Here is a 15,018-nt window from a genome sequence, read left to right on the forward strand (position 1 = left end):
GGGCTGACCGGCGACGATCAGGTTGAAGACCGCCAGTGCGGCCAGAAGCACGGCGGCAAGTGCCAGCCTGCGCGGCAGGCTGCAGTGCTCGGGCGCTGCCAGCTTCCAGAGGAGGCCTGCGGCTGCGCAAAGTCCCAGCAGGGTAAGCGCCACGCCCTGCCAGCCCGACAGGCGCAGGATCGGCAGCGCGCCGAGCCCGGTCCACCAGACCAGGTGGTAGGACCCTGCAAAACTTCCGATCGCGAAAAAGGGCAGGGCAACGAGCGAGACCGGGTTTCCAGACCCTGCGTTGACCAGGGTTCCGGAGCCGCAGCCGAGCACGACCTGCATGGCGGCGCCGAACACGAAGGCTCCGGCCACCATGGCAAAGCCGACCGGTGCCTGTGCCCCGCTGAGTTCGCCGGGATTGGCGGCGAGCAGCGGAAGGGCGGCGCAGGTGACGAGGGCGATGGAAAGGAGCTGGGCCCACATTCCGCGCGGATCGCGGCGCAGGATCATCGCCCGCCAGGGGCCGGCGAAACCGAAACGCAGGCCTTCCAGGACAATGCCGAAACCGAGACCGGTGGCAAGCAAGAGCCCGTACCGGCCCCCGACCAGAAGGGCGGTGGCGGCAACGGCCGCAAGGGCTGCCAGAATCAGACCGCTGCGGCGCCAGGCCGGTGCCGCAGCGGTGGGCTGTGTCTCGGTAACTATTGTCACGTCAGTTGATGATCTGATTTATCAGGTTCTGCACAAGGCTCGGAGTGTTGGCCATGTCATAGCCGGAATTCGAAAATTCCACCATAGAGCCTGCATAAAGTTTGGCATTCGGAACGCCGGCGACTTCCGAGACGGCAAACCAGTGCGCGGCCGCCCAGTGACCGGTGTTGCAGAAGGAGACGGTGGTCTCCCCCTCTTTCACATTCAGCGTGGCCTTCAAACCGTCCGCATCGATGACGGTCGACATTGCAGGCGAGCCTTTCTTGAAGAAGGACGTGTAGGCGTGGTTGATCGCGGTCGGTACCGTGCCGGGGCGCGCTGCTGCCTCATGGGCCTTCTCGCCGTTGAAAAAGGCGCTCGGCCGGGCATCGACGAGCACGGCATCCGCCTCGCCTGCGGCAACGGCGGCGACATCGGCGGTCGTTGCCAGCCATGTAGGGTCGAACGTCAGGTCGAGGTCGCTCGGAAAGGCGGATTCAGGCGTTGCGTTCACCGGCAGGCCGGCTGCCTTCCAGGCCGCGAGGCCGCCGTTAAGGATCGACAGATCGGTAAAGCCGGTGGATTTCAGGGTCCAGTAGACCCGGGCCGCCGATCCGAAGTCGGTGTCGGTTTCGCCTGCCGACAGGATGACGATGGACGTGTCCTGCTCCAGGCCGAGCTCCTCAAGCTCCGCTTCGAGCTTCACCATATCGACCAGTGCTCCAGGATTTTCAGCCGGCCCGCGGAACATGCGATAGGGCGCAAAGAGCGCGCCGTCGGCATGTTCTTTCTCATACCCGGCGTTGCGGATGTCCAGAAGCACCGGCTCAGCGGTTTCCAGGGATGCAGACAGCTCCACCGCGTCGACCAGCGGGCCGAAGGTGGCAGCGGAAGCGGTGGTGGCAAGGCCTGTGGCCAGCGCCAGAGCGAGGGCAAAGCGTTTCATCGGAAGGGTCTCCTGGCCGTCGGCTCTGGGCCGTCAATTCGGGGCCGCCGGCGGAACATTTCAATCTGGATCTGGTTCAATTCTAGGTTTCGTGCTGCCGGACAGACAGGCAATGCATTTCAAAAACGACAGGCCCATTGAGATTTTGACCCAAGCCACGGCGGGAAACGGGCAATGTGTTGCCATACTCCGAAACGCCTGCCGGTTTCCGGAAGCAACGCCGATAGCCCGGCGAGTGGTCTTCATACAAAAAAAGCCCGGGACGATGCCCGGGCCTTTTCAAAATGCTTGGAGTGCGGCTTATGAGCTTTCCTTGTTGGCCGCGCGTTCGGCGCGCTTGCGCTCATGCGGGTCGAGGATCGCCTTGCGCAGGCGGATCGACTCCGGCGTCACTTCGACGAGTTCATCGTCGGAAATGTAGGAAAGCGCGGCTTCCAGGGTGAGCTTCATCGGCGTGGTCAGCTTGACGGCATCATCCTTGCCGGCGGAGCGGATGTTGGTGAGCTGTTTGCCCTTTAGCACGTTGACCTCAAGGTCGTTGCCGCGGGTGTGTTCGCCGATGATCATGCCCGGATAGACCTTGGTGCCCGGGTCGATCATCATCGGGCCGCGGTCTTCCAGGTTGAACAGCGCATAGGCAACCGCCTCGCCGGTGCCGTTCGACAGCAGCACGCCGGTGTGACGGCCCTGGATCGGGCCCTTGTGCGGCTGATAGCCGTGGAACAGCCGGTTGAAGATCGCCGTGCCGCGGGTGTCGGACAGGAGCTCGGCCTGGTAGCCGATGAGACCGCGGGTCGGGGCGTGGAACACCAGACGGGTGCGGCCGCCGCCGGACGGCTTCATTTCCAGAAGGTCCGCCTTGCGTTCCTGCAGCTTCTGCACGACGACGCCGGAGTGTTCCTCGTCGACGTCGATGATGACTTCTTCGATCGGCTCCAGCCGGTTGCCCGCCTCGTCATACTGATAGACCACGCGCGGACGGCCGACGCCCAGTTCGAAGCCTTCGCGGCGCATGTTCTCGATCAGGATCGCCAGCAGCAGTTCGCCGCGGCCGGAGACGATGAAGGCATCCGGCTCGTCGGTTTCTTCCACCTTCAGCGCGACGTTGCCTTCGGCTTCCTTCAGCAGGCGTTCGCGGATCACGCGCGACTGCACCTTGGAGCCTTCGGTACCGGCAAGCGGGCTGTCGTTGACGCGGAAGGTCATGGAAAGGGTCGGCGGGTCGATCGGCTGGGCCTGCAGCGGCTCGTCGACGCCCGGCGCGCACAGCGTGTCGGCCACCGTCGCCTTGGTCATGCCGGCGATGGCGACAATGTCACCTGCTTCGCCCTTTTCGATCGGCTGGCGCTCCAGCCCGCGGAAGGCGAGGATCTTGTAGACGCGTCCGGTTTCCACCTGGCTGCCGTCGCGGGAAAGTGCCTTGATGGGCATGTTCGGCAGGGCGGTGCCGGCGACGACGCGGCCGGTCAGGATGCGGCCGAGGAACGGATCGGATTCAATGGTGGTCGCCAGCATGCGGAATTCGCCCGGGGCGGCTTCCGGCGGCGCGACCTTGTCGAGCACCATGTCGAACAGCGGGTCCATGCTGTCCTGCGGTCCGTCCGGCTCCTGCGCCATCCATTCCTGCTTGGCCGAACCGTAGAGGACCGGGAAGTCCAGCTGGTCCTCGTTGGCGTCGAGAGCGGCGAAGAGGTCGAAGACCTCGTCCAGAACCTCGTCGGCGCGCTGTTCGGGCTTGTCGATCTTGTTGATCGCGACAATCGGCTTCAGGCCGAGCTTCAGCGCCTTGCCGAGAACGAACTTGGTCTGCGGCATCGGGCCTTCGGCGGCGTCCACCAGCAGGATCACGCCATCGACCATGTGAAGGATACGCTCGACCTCGCCGCCGAAGTCGGCGTGGCCGGGAGTGTCGACGATGTTGATGCGTGTGTCCTTCCAGACAAGCGAGGTCACCTTGGCGAGAATGGTGATGCCGCGTTCGCGTTCGATGTCGTTGGAGTCCATCATCCGCTCTTCGGTGCGCTGGTTTTCGCGGAAGGCGCCGGACTGCTTCAGAAGAACGTCGATGAGAGTGGTTTTGCCATGGTCGACGTGCGCGATAATGGCAATATTACGAAGGTTCATGAGAGACTCCAAAAGACAGAACGGGCCCGTTCGGACCCGCAGCGTGTCTGGAAGTTGATTGTACTATGGATCGGCGGTCTTGCCGAATTTGGCGCCTTTATACGTGGCCCGCGGGATTTGTGCAACGCAATGTCAACGGGGCGCATTGACAGTGTGCTCAAGTGCCCTTTATTCGTAAGGTAACCTTATTAAGGGTCGGTGATGGATCTTGCTTCTCCGAATGTCGGCGTCACCATGCTGGTGGTGGATCTGGCACGGCTGCTCAGGCGGCGTTTCGAGGCCGAGTTGACGAAAGTCGACACCGGACTGACAGCTGGAGAAGCGCGTACTCTTTTTTATGTCTGGCGCCTTCCGGGGCAGAGGCAGGCCGCGCTGGCCGAGGCGATGTATGTCGAGCCGATGACTCTGGTCGGCTATCTGGACACGCTCGAAAAAGCCGGTCTGATCAAACGATGCCCCGATCCGAACGACAAGCGGGCCAAACTGATCGAGCTGACGCCGAAGGCCGATCCGGTTCTGGACCGGATCGGCGGCGCTCTCAAGAAGGTGCGCACCAAGGCGCTCGAGGATGTTCCGCCGGATGACCGGCAGATACTGGAAACGCTGCTGCAGACCATGAAGGACAGCTTGCTGCAGGAGGTTTCCAAAGGGAAACAGAAATGAACAGCACCCGTTCGATCATGAGCGCGAGGCGTACTTCCTTGTTAGGGGCCGGGCTAGTTGCCATCGGCCCCATTTCAATGGCGCTCTATACGCCCGCGATGCCGGCGCTGGTCGAGGCTTTCGGGACGTCGGACGCCGCTGTCAAGCTGACGCTGACGGCCTATTTCGCCGGGTTTGCCGTGACGCAACTTGTTTGCGGCCCCCTGACCGATGCCTTCGGACGGAAGCCGGTGACCCTGGGTTTCCTGTGCCTCTATCTTCTTTCCAGCGTACTGGCGACCCTTGCGCCGACCGTGGAGTTCATGGTGTTCGCACGGGCTCTTCAGGGCGTTGGCGCTGCCGTCGGCATCGCCGTCTCGCGTGCGATCGTCCGTGACCAGTTCACCGGTCAGGCCTCCGCCAAGATCATGAACACCATCGCCATGATGCTGGCGCTCGGGCCGGCGGTTTCGCCGACCATCGGCGGCATCGTGCTGGAACTGTTCGGCTGGCAGGAAGTCTTCTGGTGCATGGTGATCTATGGCGCGCTTCTGATGGCCGCGGTGATCGTGTTCCAGGTGGAAACAAATCCGCAGCCCGGCGTTCATCATCTCAATCCGAAGCAGCTGGCATCCAACTACGGAGCGCTGCTCAAGGATCCACGGTTTCTGGCGCCCAGCCTGCTGATCGGCTTCGGTCTGGGCAATATCTACGCGCTGGCGACGGTGCTGCCCTTCATCCTGATCTACGAGGTTGGCCTGTCGCCTTCGGCCTTCGGTCTGACCATGGTCCTGCAGTCCGGTTCCTTCATTGCCGGTACCATTCTGACAGGCAGGCTTCTCAGATATGTGGAAGCGAAGAAACTCGTGCCCTACGGCATGGCGCTGCTGGGCCTTGCCTCGGTCCTGATGTGTGTCGTGACCCTGACCCAGGCGCCTTCCATCGCCACCGTGATGGGACCGGTTGCCCTCTTCGTGTTCGCGCTGGCGCTTGTGCTGCCGTCCAGCTTCACCGGTGCGCTCGCACCATTCCCGCACATTGCCGGCTCGGCCTCTGCCATGCTCGGCTTCCTGCAGTTCGGGGGCGGCATTGTGGCCAGCCTGATCGTGGCCGCCCTTGGTAATCCGCTCCTTGGAATGGCAACGGTCATTGCCCTGATGCCGCTTGCCGGGATTGCCTGCTACCTTGTCTTCAACCGGCTCGGTGGAACCGATCAGGTTCCGGCTGAATGACAACGGGCGGGCCGCTTGGGTCCGCCCGTTGAACTCAAGGTCTTTGCGCCGGATCAGCCCCGGCGAACCGGATCGAGCGTTACCTTGTGCAGTTCCGTGTCGTCCCGGTCCATCAGGCGAACGGTGAGCTGTTCGGTCTGGCCGTCGATGTCAACAAGACCGAAGAACTGCAGACCCATGGACGGCGGCAGGTTGGCGCCCTGCTCAGGCGTCGGCGCCTTCACGTATTTCAGTTCCGGACCGAAGGTCATGTCGAGATCGTTCGGGCCGAAGGTGCCGGCGTGGATCGGGCCGGAGACGAATTCCCAGAACGGCTTGAAGTCCTGGAACTGCGCCTTGTCCGGATTGTAGTAGTGAGCCGCGGTGTAGTGAACGTCGGCGGTCAGCCAGACAGTGTTGTCGATATCGGCGTTCTTGATGAACCGCAGCAGATCGGCGAATTCCAGTTCGCGGCCTTTCGGTACGCCATGATCGCCGTTGGCAACGGCTTCCGCACCGGCCTGTTCCTTCCAGTTGTCCCAGACGATCAGGCCGATCGGCATGTCGCAGGCAATCACTTTCCAGGTGGCCTTGGAATTGAGCAGCTCACGCTTCAGCCAGGCGAGCTGTTCGGCGCCGAGGATGCGCGATTCCGGCGTCATGCTCTCTTCCATCGAGGCACCGTTCGGGCCGCGATAGGAGCGCAGATCCAGGAAAAAGACGTCGAGCAGCGGGCCATAGGCGATCTTGCGGTAGATGCGACCCGGTTCCGCAGGCGTGTAGCGGATCGGCGTCAGTTCATGAAAGGCGCGCCCGGCCCGCGCGGCGAGCAACTGGACGTTCTTTTCGGTGTAGCGGTCGTCCGATGTCAGATCCTTGGACGCGGACCAGTTGTTGACGACCTCGTGGTCGTCCCACTGGAAGAAGGTCGGAACCTCGGCGTTAAAAGCCCGAAGATTCTCGTCGAGCAGGTTGTATTTCCACTGGCCGCGATATTCGTCCAGCGTCTCGGCGACCTTGGACTTTTCTTCCGTGACGATGTTCTTCCAGAGCGTACCGTCCTTCAATTCGACGGTTTCCTTCATCGGACCGTCGGCATAGATGGTGTCGCCGGAATGGATGAAGAAGTCGGGCTGGTGCCTGGCCATGGTGGCATAGGTTTTCATGCCGCCCCGGTCTTTGTCGATGCCCCAGCCCTGGCCCGCGGTGTCGCCGGACCAGGCGAAACGGATGTTGCGGCGGGACGAAGGTGCCGTGCGGAACCGGCCGGTCATCGGCTCGGAAACGGCGTTGACGTCACCCAGATCCGCGAAGGCGACGCGGTAGAAGATGTCCTGGTCGGACGGCAGACCTTCCAGCAGGCGCTTGACGGCGAAGTCCGTTTCCGGAAGGGCGTTGACCGGAGCAAGGCGCGTGGGCGTTTCGAACGTGCCGGTGGTGTCGATCTCGACCAGCATTTTCGCCGGACGGTCGGCGCGGGCCCAGATCATGCCGGAATTGGCATTCACGTCGCCGGACTGCAGGCCGTGGGTAATTTGCGGACGGGAGGCCGCGCGGGAAAGGGACGGCATGGCGAGCGGTGAGGCCAGTACAAGACCGGTCGCCGCTGAAGATTTCAGAAAATTACGTCGTGAAACACGAGAAGACATTGATGAACTCCATGGCTGGGGACCGCGAAAGCGATCCCGTGGCAAGCCATCTGGTGCTTTAGATCCATGACAGTGCGATGTCCGTTCAAAGACTTTTGTCCGAAATTTTCATGACAGTGTCGCTCCCGCAGCTTGACCCAAAGTGCCCGACGCGCCAAACACTTTGCCAATCGTCAAGAGGACGCTGAAATGCCGATCCCCAAATCCTATGATCTTCCCCGTTTCGACGGCAAGAGTGCCCGCCCGCATGTCATGGGCATCCTGAACGTGACGCCCGATTCCTTTTCCGACGGCGGGCGCCATAATATGGGCGAAGCCGCGCTTGCCCACGCAAGGGCCATGATTGCCGAGGGGGCGGATATTCTGGATGTCGGCGGTGAAAGCACACGGCCGAACGCGGTGCCGGTGCCGCAAGACGAGGAATGGGCCCGGCTGGCGCCGGTCCTGGCCGATATCGTCGCGCTCGGAACACCCGTTTCCATCGACACCTACAAGGCCGAAACCGCCCGGCGGGCCTGCGCCGCCGGGGCAGTGATCGTCAATGACGTCTGGGGCCTGCAGAAGGATCCGGCCATGGCGGATGTCGTGGCCGAAGCCGGGGTGCATGTGGTGATGATGCATAACCGCGAGCAGGCCGATCCGGATCTTGACATTCTGAGTGATATCGACCGCTTCTTCGAGAGGTCCCTGCAGCTCGCCGACAGGGCGGGAATTCCCAAGGACAAGCAGATCCTCGACCCGGGCTTCGGCTTCGGCAAGACGATCGACCAGAACTTCGTTATCCTGAACCGCTTCGACAGCCTGAAGAAATACGGGCGTCCGCTTCTGGCAGGCGCGTCGCGCAAGCGCATGATCGGCGCGGTCCTGAAAGCGGAGATGGACGACCGGCTTTATGGTTCGCTCGCCGTCCATATGACCGCCATGCTGAAAGGGGCGGCCATCGTGCGCGCTCACGATGTGCGTGCCCATGCCGATGCGGCCCGCATGCTGGAGGCAACAACTCTGGAACGGGTTCCTGACTGACATGACTTCAACCGCACCCGTGCGCTGCGCCCTCGGGCTCGGTTCCAATCTCGGAGATACCAGGGCAACGCTGGAGGCGGCCATCCGCCGCCTTTCGGCGACCGACGGTATTCTTCTGGTTGCCCGGTCCTCGGACTACCGCACTCCACCCTGGGGGCCGGTGCCCCAGGACGATTTCCGCAATTGCTGCGTGGTGATCGACACCACGCTGGCGCCGGCGGATCTGCTGAAGCGTTGCCTCGAGGTGGAGACGGAGCTTGGCCGGGTGCGGGAGGTTCGCTGGGGACCCCGGACAATCGATATCGATGTGTTGATCTACGGGACCGAGCAGGTGCGGGAAGCCGACCTGGAAATCCCGCATCCGCGCATGGGTGACCGGGCCTTCGTGCTCACTCCACTGGCCGAAGTCTGGCCGGACGCACCGATCGGCGCGGGTCGGACGGCCGCGGAAGCGCTGGACAGTTGCCCGGACCGGGAAGGCGTGGTGAAGCTGGAAGAGGGTTGAAAACGGCGGCGTGGAATAAACGCGAGGCCGTCTTTGCCGTTCCCAAATCCAGAACGGTAATTTAAGATTTCGGCTGGATGATCGGGCGGATCGGAAGCCGGGTCCTAAGAAATGCCGCTGCAGGAAAAAATCAGGGATTATCTGGTTCGAAAGAACTTTCTGACCCGGGAAACATTGCTGTTCTCCGTGCTGTCGGTGCTGCTGCCCAATGCGGTCTATATCGCCTTGAGCTTCTTCTACTGTCCCTACCGCACCCCGATTGTCGTTTTTCTGGCGCTTGTCTGCATGCTGGGGCTGTTCCTGCCCCGGGCGATTTTCTTCGTGTTGCTGCTGGCGATCATGACAATTGACGCCCTGATCCTGATTTCGAATTTCTTCCAGATGCCGCTGCCGATGCTGGTCGATGCGATGCGCTACGCCGGCAATGTCGATCTGTGGAATTCCGCGATCTATTTTGCCGGTTTCGCTGCCCTTCTTGCCTCTTTCGTGCTGACCTATCTTGCGATCGTGAAGGCCAAACGGAACCGGGCGGCGATCAACTATGTTCCGTTCGTCGTGCTGCTGGCCGTTTATGCCAGCGTGGACTGGTGGGTGAATGTTTCGCCGCAGGAGTTCGCCGTTGCCGAAGCCAGCGTTGCGGAGAGCTATGTCCCGATCAATCGCTCCGCGGTCCTGGCCAGCGGTCTGGAAGAACGCCTGAATGCCACGAAAAAACGCAATGTGCTGGTGGTCGTGGTGGAGGGGCTCGGGGCATTTGCCTCGCAGGAACTGCAAGACCTGATCTGGCAACCGCTGCTGGAAGACGATGTCGCCGGAAGATACGACGTGAAAAGCGGCGATACCATCTACTTCGGCACGACAACGGCTGGCGAGGTGCGGGAGCTATGCGGCCTGAAGGGCGACTATCGGGATTTCCGGGACCGCGATAGCGGCGACTGCCTGCCGCGCAGGGCCGTGGAAGCCGGCTACCGGACCGCGTCCTTTCATGCTTTTACCGGAAACTTCTTCGAACGGTTCGACTGGTATCCCAAGATCGGCTTCCAGGAACTCAATTTCCGGGAAACCAACGCGGGCATTGAAACGGATGGCGCGTTGCCTGAATGCGGCGTTGCCTTCAGGGGGCTGTGCGATGCGGATGTCGCCGGAGCCGTCGAGAGGTTCCTCGTCAATGGCGACGGCGAGCGCAAATTTGCCTACTGGCTGACCCTCAACTCCCACAAACCGGTGCCGCCCGGCGAGGTGCCACCAAGGTTCGGTTGCGATGAGGAAGGCGGCGTCTTCACGGACGTGGAACTTTGCCGAATGGCAGAGCAGTGGCTGAACGTCTCCTACCTGGTGAAGGCGATCGCCATGCGGGACGATCTCGCGGAAACGGAAATCGTTCTGGTCGGCGATCACCACCCGCCGCTCTTCACGCGGCGCGCCCGCTATATGTTCACCCCCGGCGAGGTGGCCTGGATCCATCTGAAGCCCAGAGGCGAACAGGCCCTGGCGGCGTCCTATTCCGGCGGACGTAACCGAAATTAAACGTTTTGACCGCAGGTTTACGGGTGCGATCTCCCGTCGAAAATCCAAGGCATCGAACATGCAATCATCTGTCAATTTTGTGACCCGATTGCGAGAAAACGGCTGGCTTTCCCGGGAAACTCTGCTTTTCGCGACGCTCCCGATCCTCTTTCCGAATTTCATTTATCTGGCGGCCTATGATTTCTACAGCCCGCCCCGACTGCTGTTCATCGTCCTGCTGGCCATGGCCTGCCTGGCAGGGTTGCTCGTCAACCGGTATATCTTCTTTGTCCTGTTGCTGTCTGTCGTTGTTCTCGATGCATTGGTGTTTACGGGATACTTCTTCCAGATGCCGTTGATGATGATCGTGGACTCGGTCAGATATGCGGGGAACCTGAGCGCCTTTCTCTCCGTGCCCTATGTCGCGGCGGTTACCGTCCTGATCTGCACCTTCGGCCTGACCTATGTAACGGTTCGAAAACTAAGCCCTCACCGGGACAGGATCAGGCTGGTGCCATTCGTGGCTGTCCTGACCATTTTCTGTGCGCTGGATCTGCGGTTGAACCCCATTCCGGAAGCATCGGCGGATGAAGCAGGTCAGGTCACGGGGACTTATGTGCCCATTAAGGACGCGGCCAGCATTCACAGCCGGCTGGCGCAAAGCCTCGCTCAGGCCAAGCAGCCGAATATGCTCGTCGTGGTGGTTGAAGGCCTTGGCGCCCTTCAGTCGAAGGAAAAGCAGGACCTCATTTTCGAGCCGCTTCTGGGTGATCGGGTAGTGGCCCGCTACTCGGTGGAAAGCGGGACGACCCACTACACCGGGTCCACCACGTCGGGCGAAATTCGCGAACTCTGCAATCTGAAAGCCGACTACCGGGACTTTCGAGAGCGGGAAAGCGAGGATTGCCTGCCGAACCAGGCCGCAAAAGCAGGCTATCGAACGGTGGCGTTCCACGCCTTCACCAAGCACTTCTTCGAGCGCAAGGACTGGTATCCGAAGATCGGCTTTCAAGAGATGAACTTCCTGGAAAACAACGCCGGACTGGAGACGGAGGAGCCCTTGCGCCGCTGCGGCAGCACTTTCCGGGGGCTTTGCGACGTGGATGTCGCCAAGGCGGTGAAAGCCTCTCTGACAAATGGCGCCGACGGTCCGATATTCGTGTATTGGCTGACGCTCAATTCCCACAAGCCGGTACAGGTGGGGGAGGTGCCCGGAAGGCTTTCCTGTGACGACGGCGGTGTTTTCGAGGACCGCGAGCTCTGCCTGATGGGCGAGCAATGGCTGAACGTGGCTCATCTGGTGAAGGACATTGCGCTCACCGAAGGACTGGCGGATACGGAAATCCTGCTGGTCGGCGACCATAACCCGCCCCTGACGTCCAGGGACGGCCGCGCACAGTTCCAGTCCGGCCGGGTCGCCTGGCTGCATCTGAAGCCGAAGTCGAAGGCACAAATCGTGACCGTGGCACCCTCCGCCTCCGTGCCGGTCAAAAACTAAAGTCCCAGAAAACTCTCCATGTGAAAGCCTGAAGTCTCGGCACTCTGACGGTGTTCCTGTCCGAAGGGGCAGGCGCGACGGGCCAGGCAGCCGGACCAGCAGTCGCGGGTTTTGTCTTCGGCCAGATGCCCCCGGCAATCGGCGACCCTGTAGCCGTCCTCCAGTGAGATGGCATCCACCGGGCAAACCGTCAGACAGGGTTTGTCCTTGCAGGTTTCGCAGGGGCCGGGTTCCGGCGACAGAGCCGCATCGGCAAAGGGGTTTGCAGACAGGAAGACCGCCCGGAAACCGGTCCAGGGACCGTAGTCCCGATGCGCCAGCACGCCGAGCGGACTTTGTGAAAAACCGCCGCATTCAAGCGCCCATTGCTGAAAGGGATGGTAAGGCGGCCCTTCGAAGGGAAAGAGGGCTTCCAGCGCGAAAATGCGCGCAAGGCCATTCAGGACCCGTTTCGAATAACGGTCGAGCGGGTCTGGCGCAGCGTCCGAGAACTCCGGGCTGGCCCTGAAGGCGGGCCAGAGCGAGGGGCCGGTGCTGCCGATCAGCAGGAGAGACCTGGCCGGACGGCCGTCCGACAGCGGCGGAACCTTGCTGGAGGCCTCCGGCGCAAATCCGCCCAGAAACAAAAAACCGGCGGCTGCGAGCTCTTCGGTAAGGTGCGCTGCCGCCGGTCGGGTCATTTCAGGATCTCTCAGCCGATCCGGTCGCGCTTGGCGAGCGTGCGCAGGCGCAGGGCGTTCAGCTTGATGAAGCCGGCTGCGTCCTTCTGGTCATAGGCGCCCTGGTCGTCCTCGAAGGTGACCAGCTCTTCGGAATAGAGGGAATAGGGCGAGGAGCGGCCGGTCAGGATGACATTGCCCTTGTAGAGCTTCAGCTTGACGCTGCCGGTCACGTGTTCCTGGCTCTTGTCGATCAGGGCCTGCAGCATTTCGCGCTCCGGCGAGAACCAGAAGCCGTTGTAGATGAGCTCCGCATAACGCGGCATCAGCTCGTCCTTCAGGTGCGAGGCACCACGGTCGAGGGTGATGGATTCCATCGCCCGGTGCGCGGTCAGCAGAATGGTGCCGCCTGGGGTCTCATAGATGCCGCGGCTCTTCATGCCGACGAAGCGGTTCTCGACCATGTCGAGACGGCCGATGCCGTTGTCGCGGCCATAGTCGTTGAGCTTTGCAAAAAGCGTTGCCGGAGACATTTTCTCGCCGTTGAGCGAAACAGCGTCGCCCTTTTCGAAGCCGATTTCGATTTCGGTGACGACGTCCGGGGCTTCGGTCGGGTCGACCGTGCGCTGGAAGACGTAGTTCGGTGCTTCTTCCGCCGGGTCCTCAAGCACTTTGCCTTCAGAGGAGGAGTGCAGCATGTTGGCGTCGACGGAGAAGGGGGCTTCGCCACGCTTGTCTTTCGGCACCGGGATCTGGTGCTTTTCGGCAAAGTCCAGCAAGTCCGTCCGGGACTTGAAGGACCAGTCGCGCCAGGGGGCGATCACCTTGATGTCCGGGTTGAGCGCATAGGCGGAAAGTTCGAAGCGGACCTGATCGTTGCCCTTGCCGGTCGCGCCATGGGCGATGGCGTCGGCGCCGGTTTCCTCGGCGATCTCGATCAGGCGCTTGGAGATCAGCGGCCGGGCGATGGAGGTGCCGAGCAGGTAGACGCCTTCATAAACGGCGTTGGCGCGGAACATCGGGAAGACGAAGTCGCGGATGAATTCCTCGCGCAGGTCGTCGATATAGATTTCCTTGATGCCCATCATCTCGGCCTTCTTGCGGGCCGGTTCCAGTTCCTCGCCCTGGCCGAGATCGGCGGTGAAGGTCACGACTTCGCAGCCGAGTTCGGTCTGCAGCCATTTCAGAATGATGGAGGTGTCCAGGCCGCCGGAATAGGCCAGCACGACTTTTTTGATGTCACCATGCGCCATTTGGGAAAGATCCAGTTCGATGTTCTGGGCGGATTGGCCGCCGTTTGAAATTTTGCGGCAATTTAGCCTGTTCTTTGGACGGTGCAAGCCCTTCGACGCGGCCAGATGGTCACGGTATGCTGCTTTGGGCAATCTGCCTGCCGATGGGCAGCCCGGTCCGCTCCTTAGCTGCTCAGCTTCGCATAGAGTTTCAAAGAGAGGTCCAGCATGGGGCTGCCTTCCACCTGCACGAAAGGCGTCGGAACTGTGCCGATCTCCAGGTTCAGGGCAAAGTCCCGCCAGCGATTGAGGGTGTCGGCAAGATCCTGAGGGGACTTCAAGGCGTTTTCCTGAACTTCTGTGCGGTCGGAGTAACGACGGTAGGAAATATAGCTGTCAATCGGGATCAGTACGTCCGCATCGCTTGCATTTGTTACGCCATCCGGATCGGCCTTATCAGGGCCGAGAACCCGGGCGGTCAGGTAATGGGACGGACCGTTGGTCCCCTCTTGGGCGTCTACGGAGATTTCTTCCATCAACGTAATGCGTGAAAGATCCTGCCATTCGTGGAAGCTGTGGACACCTTCCGAGACGATATTCAGGCCGCCGCGTTGGAGTTCGAGATAGCTGTTCTGCGGTATGGATCGCCAAAGACCCACCAGCAGGACACAGAACGCGATAATCACAAGTACATAGAAAACCGAGCCGAGGTGGAATGCCTGAAAAATCGCGCAGAGGATGATGGCGGCACCGGCAAGCACCGCCGCAGGAAGTTTCATTCTGGCAAAGCGGTCCTTGATCGGATCAGGTTTCAAAACCAGTTGGTCGGACATGAAAATCAATTGTTCCAAATAGAATTGGGTGAGGCATTAAATCAGTTCCGTCCTTCAGGACAAGTGCAGCGTCTGTTGTGCGTGGAACCGGAAACCGGACAGTTTTAGCTGCAAGCGCGGCTATTTAGCTTTCGGTATCTCGCGGGAGAAAATCCAAATTCAGTCCAGCAACAAAGCTCCGAAATGTAGCGTCTGAAACTGGTTCACCCCAGCCGTTGGTATTGTCCGTGAGGGAAACGAGAGGCTCAAGCCCGGGCGGCTCAATTCTGTGTTCCTCAAGCAGGGTCAAACAGGCATCTAGAAAACGGTCTGGCTGTCGGGTGAGAGCACCATACATGTCGACCAAACCTACTTCGACGCAGAGCTCCGTCAGGCGGCAAAGCGTCTCGCAGATATTTGCCGGATGGTGTTCAGAAACCGCGTGCGGAAGCGGCTCTCCGCGTCCGGACACTTCCAGTGACGCGCCGATTTGTTCCCACTCCGGCAGGTCTGGGCACAGATCGGAAGAGCGT

General features: G+C 61.2%; 14 protein-coding genes. 6 read left to right on the forward strand and 8 right to left on the reverse strand.

Annotated features, from left to right (window positions below):
* The 3 genes from ACQY7U_RS08575 to typA all read right to left on the reverse strand — a co-directional run.
* A partial coding sequence (locus ACQY7U_RS08575; RefSeq protein WP_428643505.1) for a YeeE/YedE thiosulfate transporter family protein occupies positions 1-699 on the reverse strand: 699 nt, incomplete at its 3' end.
* Position 700: 1 nt separating this feature from the next.
* Positions 701-1,624, reverse strand: a complete 924-nt coding sequence (locus ACQY7U_RS08580) for a sulfurtransferase (RefSeq protein ID WP_428643506.1) — start codon at positions 1,622-1,624, stop codon at positions 701-703.
* Positions 1,625-1,924: 300 nt separating this feature from the next.
* Entirely contained in the window at positions 1,925-3,748 is a 1,824-nt protein-coding gene (gene typA / locus ACQY7U_RS08585) for a translational GTPase TypA (RefSeq protein ID WP_428643509.1), read from the reverse strand.
* 201 nt (positions 3,749-3,949) lie between these two features.
* On the opposite strand from typA, the gene ACQY7U_RS08590 reads away from it, so the two are divergent.
* Positions 3,950-4,411, forward strand: a complete 462-nt coding sequence (locus tag ACQY7U_RS08590) for a MarR family winged helix-turn-helix transcriptional regulator (RefSeq protein WP_428643510.1) — start codon at positions 3,950-3,952, stop codon at positions 4,409-4,411.
* Positions 4,408-5,622, forward strand: a complete 1,215-nt coding sequence (locus ACQY7U_RS08595; protein ID WP_428643512.1) for a multidrug effflux MFS transporter — start codon at positions 4,408-4,410, stop codon at positions 5,620-5,622. Before ACQY7U_RS08590 ends, ACQY7U_RS08595 begins: the two co-directional genes overlap by 4 nt.
* Before the next feature lie 53 nt (positions 5,623-5,675).
* Here ACQY7U_RS08595 and ACQY7U_RS08600 read toward each other — a convergent pair whose 3' ends face one another.
* Entirely contained in the window at positions 5,676-7,250 is a 1,575-nt protein-coding gene (locus ACQY7U_RS08600) for an alkaline phosphatase D family protein (protein WP_428643513.1), read from the reverse strand.
* 189 nt (positions 7,251-7,439) lie between these two features.
* Here ACQY7U_RS08600 and folP point away from each other — a divergent pair, with 189 nt between their 5' ends.
* The 4 genes from folP to ACQY7U_RS08620 all read left to right on the forward strand — a co-directional run bounded on the left by folP (position 7,440) and on the right by ACQY7U_RS08620 (position 11,782).
* On the forward strand, positions 7,440-8,273 hold the full coding sequence (folP, locus tag ACQY7U_RS08605) for a dihydropteroate synthase (protein WP_428643514.1): 834 nt from the start codon (positions 7,440-7,442) through the stop codon (positions 8,271-8,273).
* A gap of 1 nt (position 8,274) precedes the next feature.
* Entirely contained in the window at positions 8,275-8,778 is a 504-nt protein-coding gene (folK, locus tag ACQY7U_RS08610) for a 2-amino-4-hydroxy-6-hydroxymethyldihydropteridine diphosphokinase (protein ID WP_428643515.1), read from the forward strand.
* Positions 8,779-8,889: 111 nt separating this feature from the next.
* Positions 8,890-10,305 (forward strand): sulfatase-like hydrolase/transferase, encoded by a 1,416-nt coding sequence (locus tag ACQY7U_RS08615; protein ID WP_428643517.1) that lies wholly within the window; start codon positions 8,890-8,892, stop codon positions 10,303-10,305.
* A gap of 58 nt (positions 10,306-10,363) precedes the next feature.
* Positions 10,364-11,782 carry a sulfatase-like hydrolase/transferase gene (locus ACQY7U_RS08620; RefSeq protein ID WP_428643519.1) on the forward strand — a complete coding sequence of 473 codons (1,419 nt, stop codon included), beginning with the start codon at positions 10,364-10,366 and terminating at the stop codon, positions 11,780-11,782.
* On the opposite strand, the gene ACQY7U_RS08625 is transcribed toward ACQY7U_RS08620, so the two are convergent.
* The 4 genes from ACQY7U_RS08625 to ACQY7U_RS08640 form a co-directional block, all read right to left on the reverse strand.
* Complete coding sequence (locus tag ACQY7U_RS08625; RefSeq protein WP_428643521.1) at positions 11,779-12,462, reverse strand: hypothetical protein; 684 nt, start codon at positions 12,460-12,462, stop codon at positions 11,779-11,781. The genes ACQY7U_RS08620 and ACQY7U_RS08625 overlap by 4 nt on opposite strands.
* A gap of 11 nt (positions 12,463-12,473) precedes the next feature.
* On the reverse strand, positions 12,474-13,694 hold the full coding sequence (locus ACQY7U_RS08630) for an argininosuccinate synthase (protein WP_428643522.1): 1,221 nt from the start codon (positions 13,692-13,694) through the stop codon (positions 12,474-12,476).
* A gap of 164 nt (positions 13,695-13,858) precedes the next feature.
* Entirely contained in the window at positions 13,859-14,506 is a 648-nt protein-coding gene (locus ACQY7U_RS08635; protein ID WP_428643525.1) for a hypothetical protein, read from the reverse strand.
* A 124-nt stretch (positions 14,507-14,630) separates the two neighbouring features.
* Positions 14,631-15,018 (reverse strand): hypothetical protein (locus ACQY7U_RS08640; RefSeq protein ID WP_428643526.1); only part of this gene is annotated, 388 nt, incomplete at its 5' end.

Origin of the sequence: Roseibium sp. (assembly GCF_050301095.1) — a bacterium.
In the GTDB taxonomy this organism is placed as follows: Bacteria; Pseudomonadota; Alphaproteobacteria; order Rhizobiales; family Stappiaceae; genus Roseibium.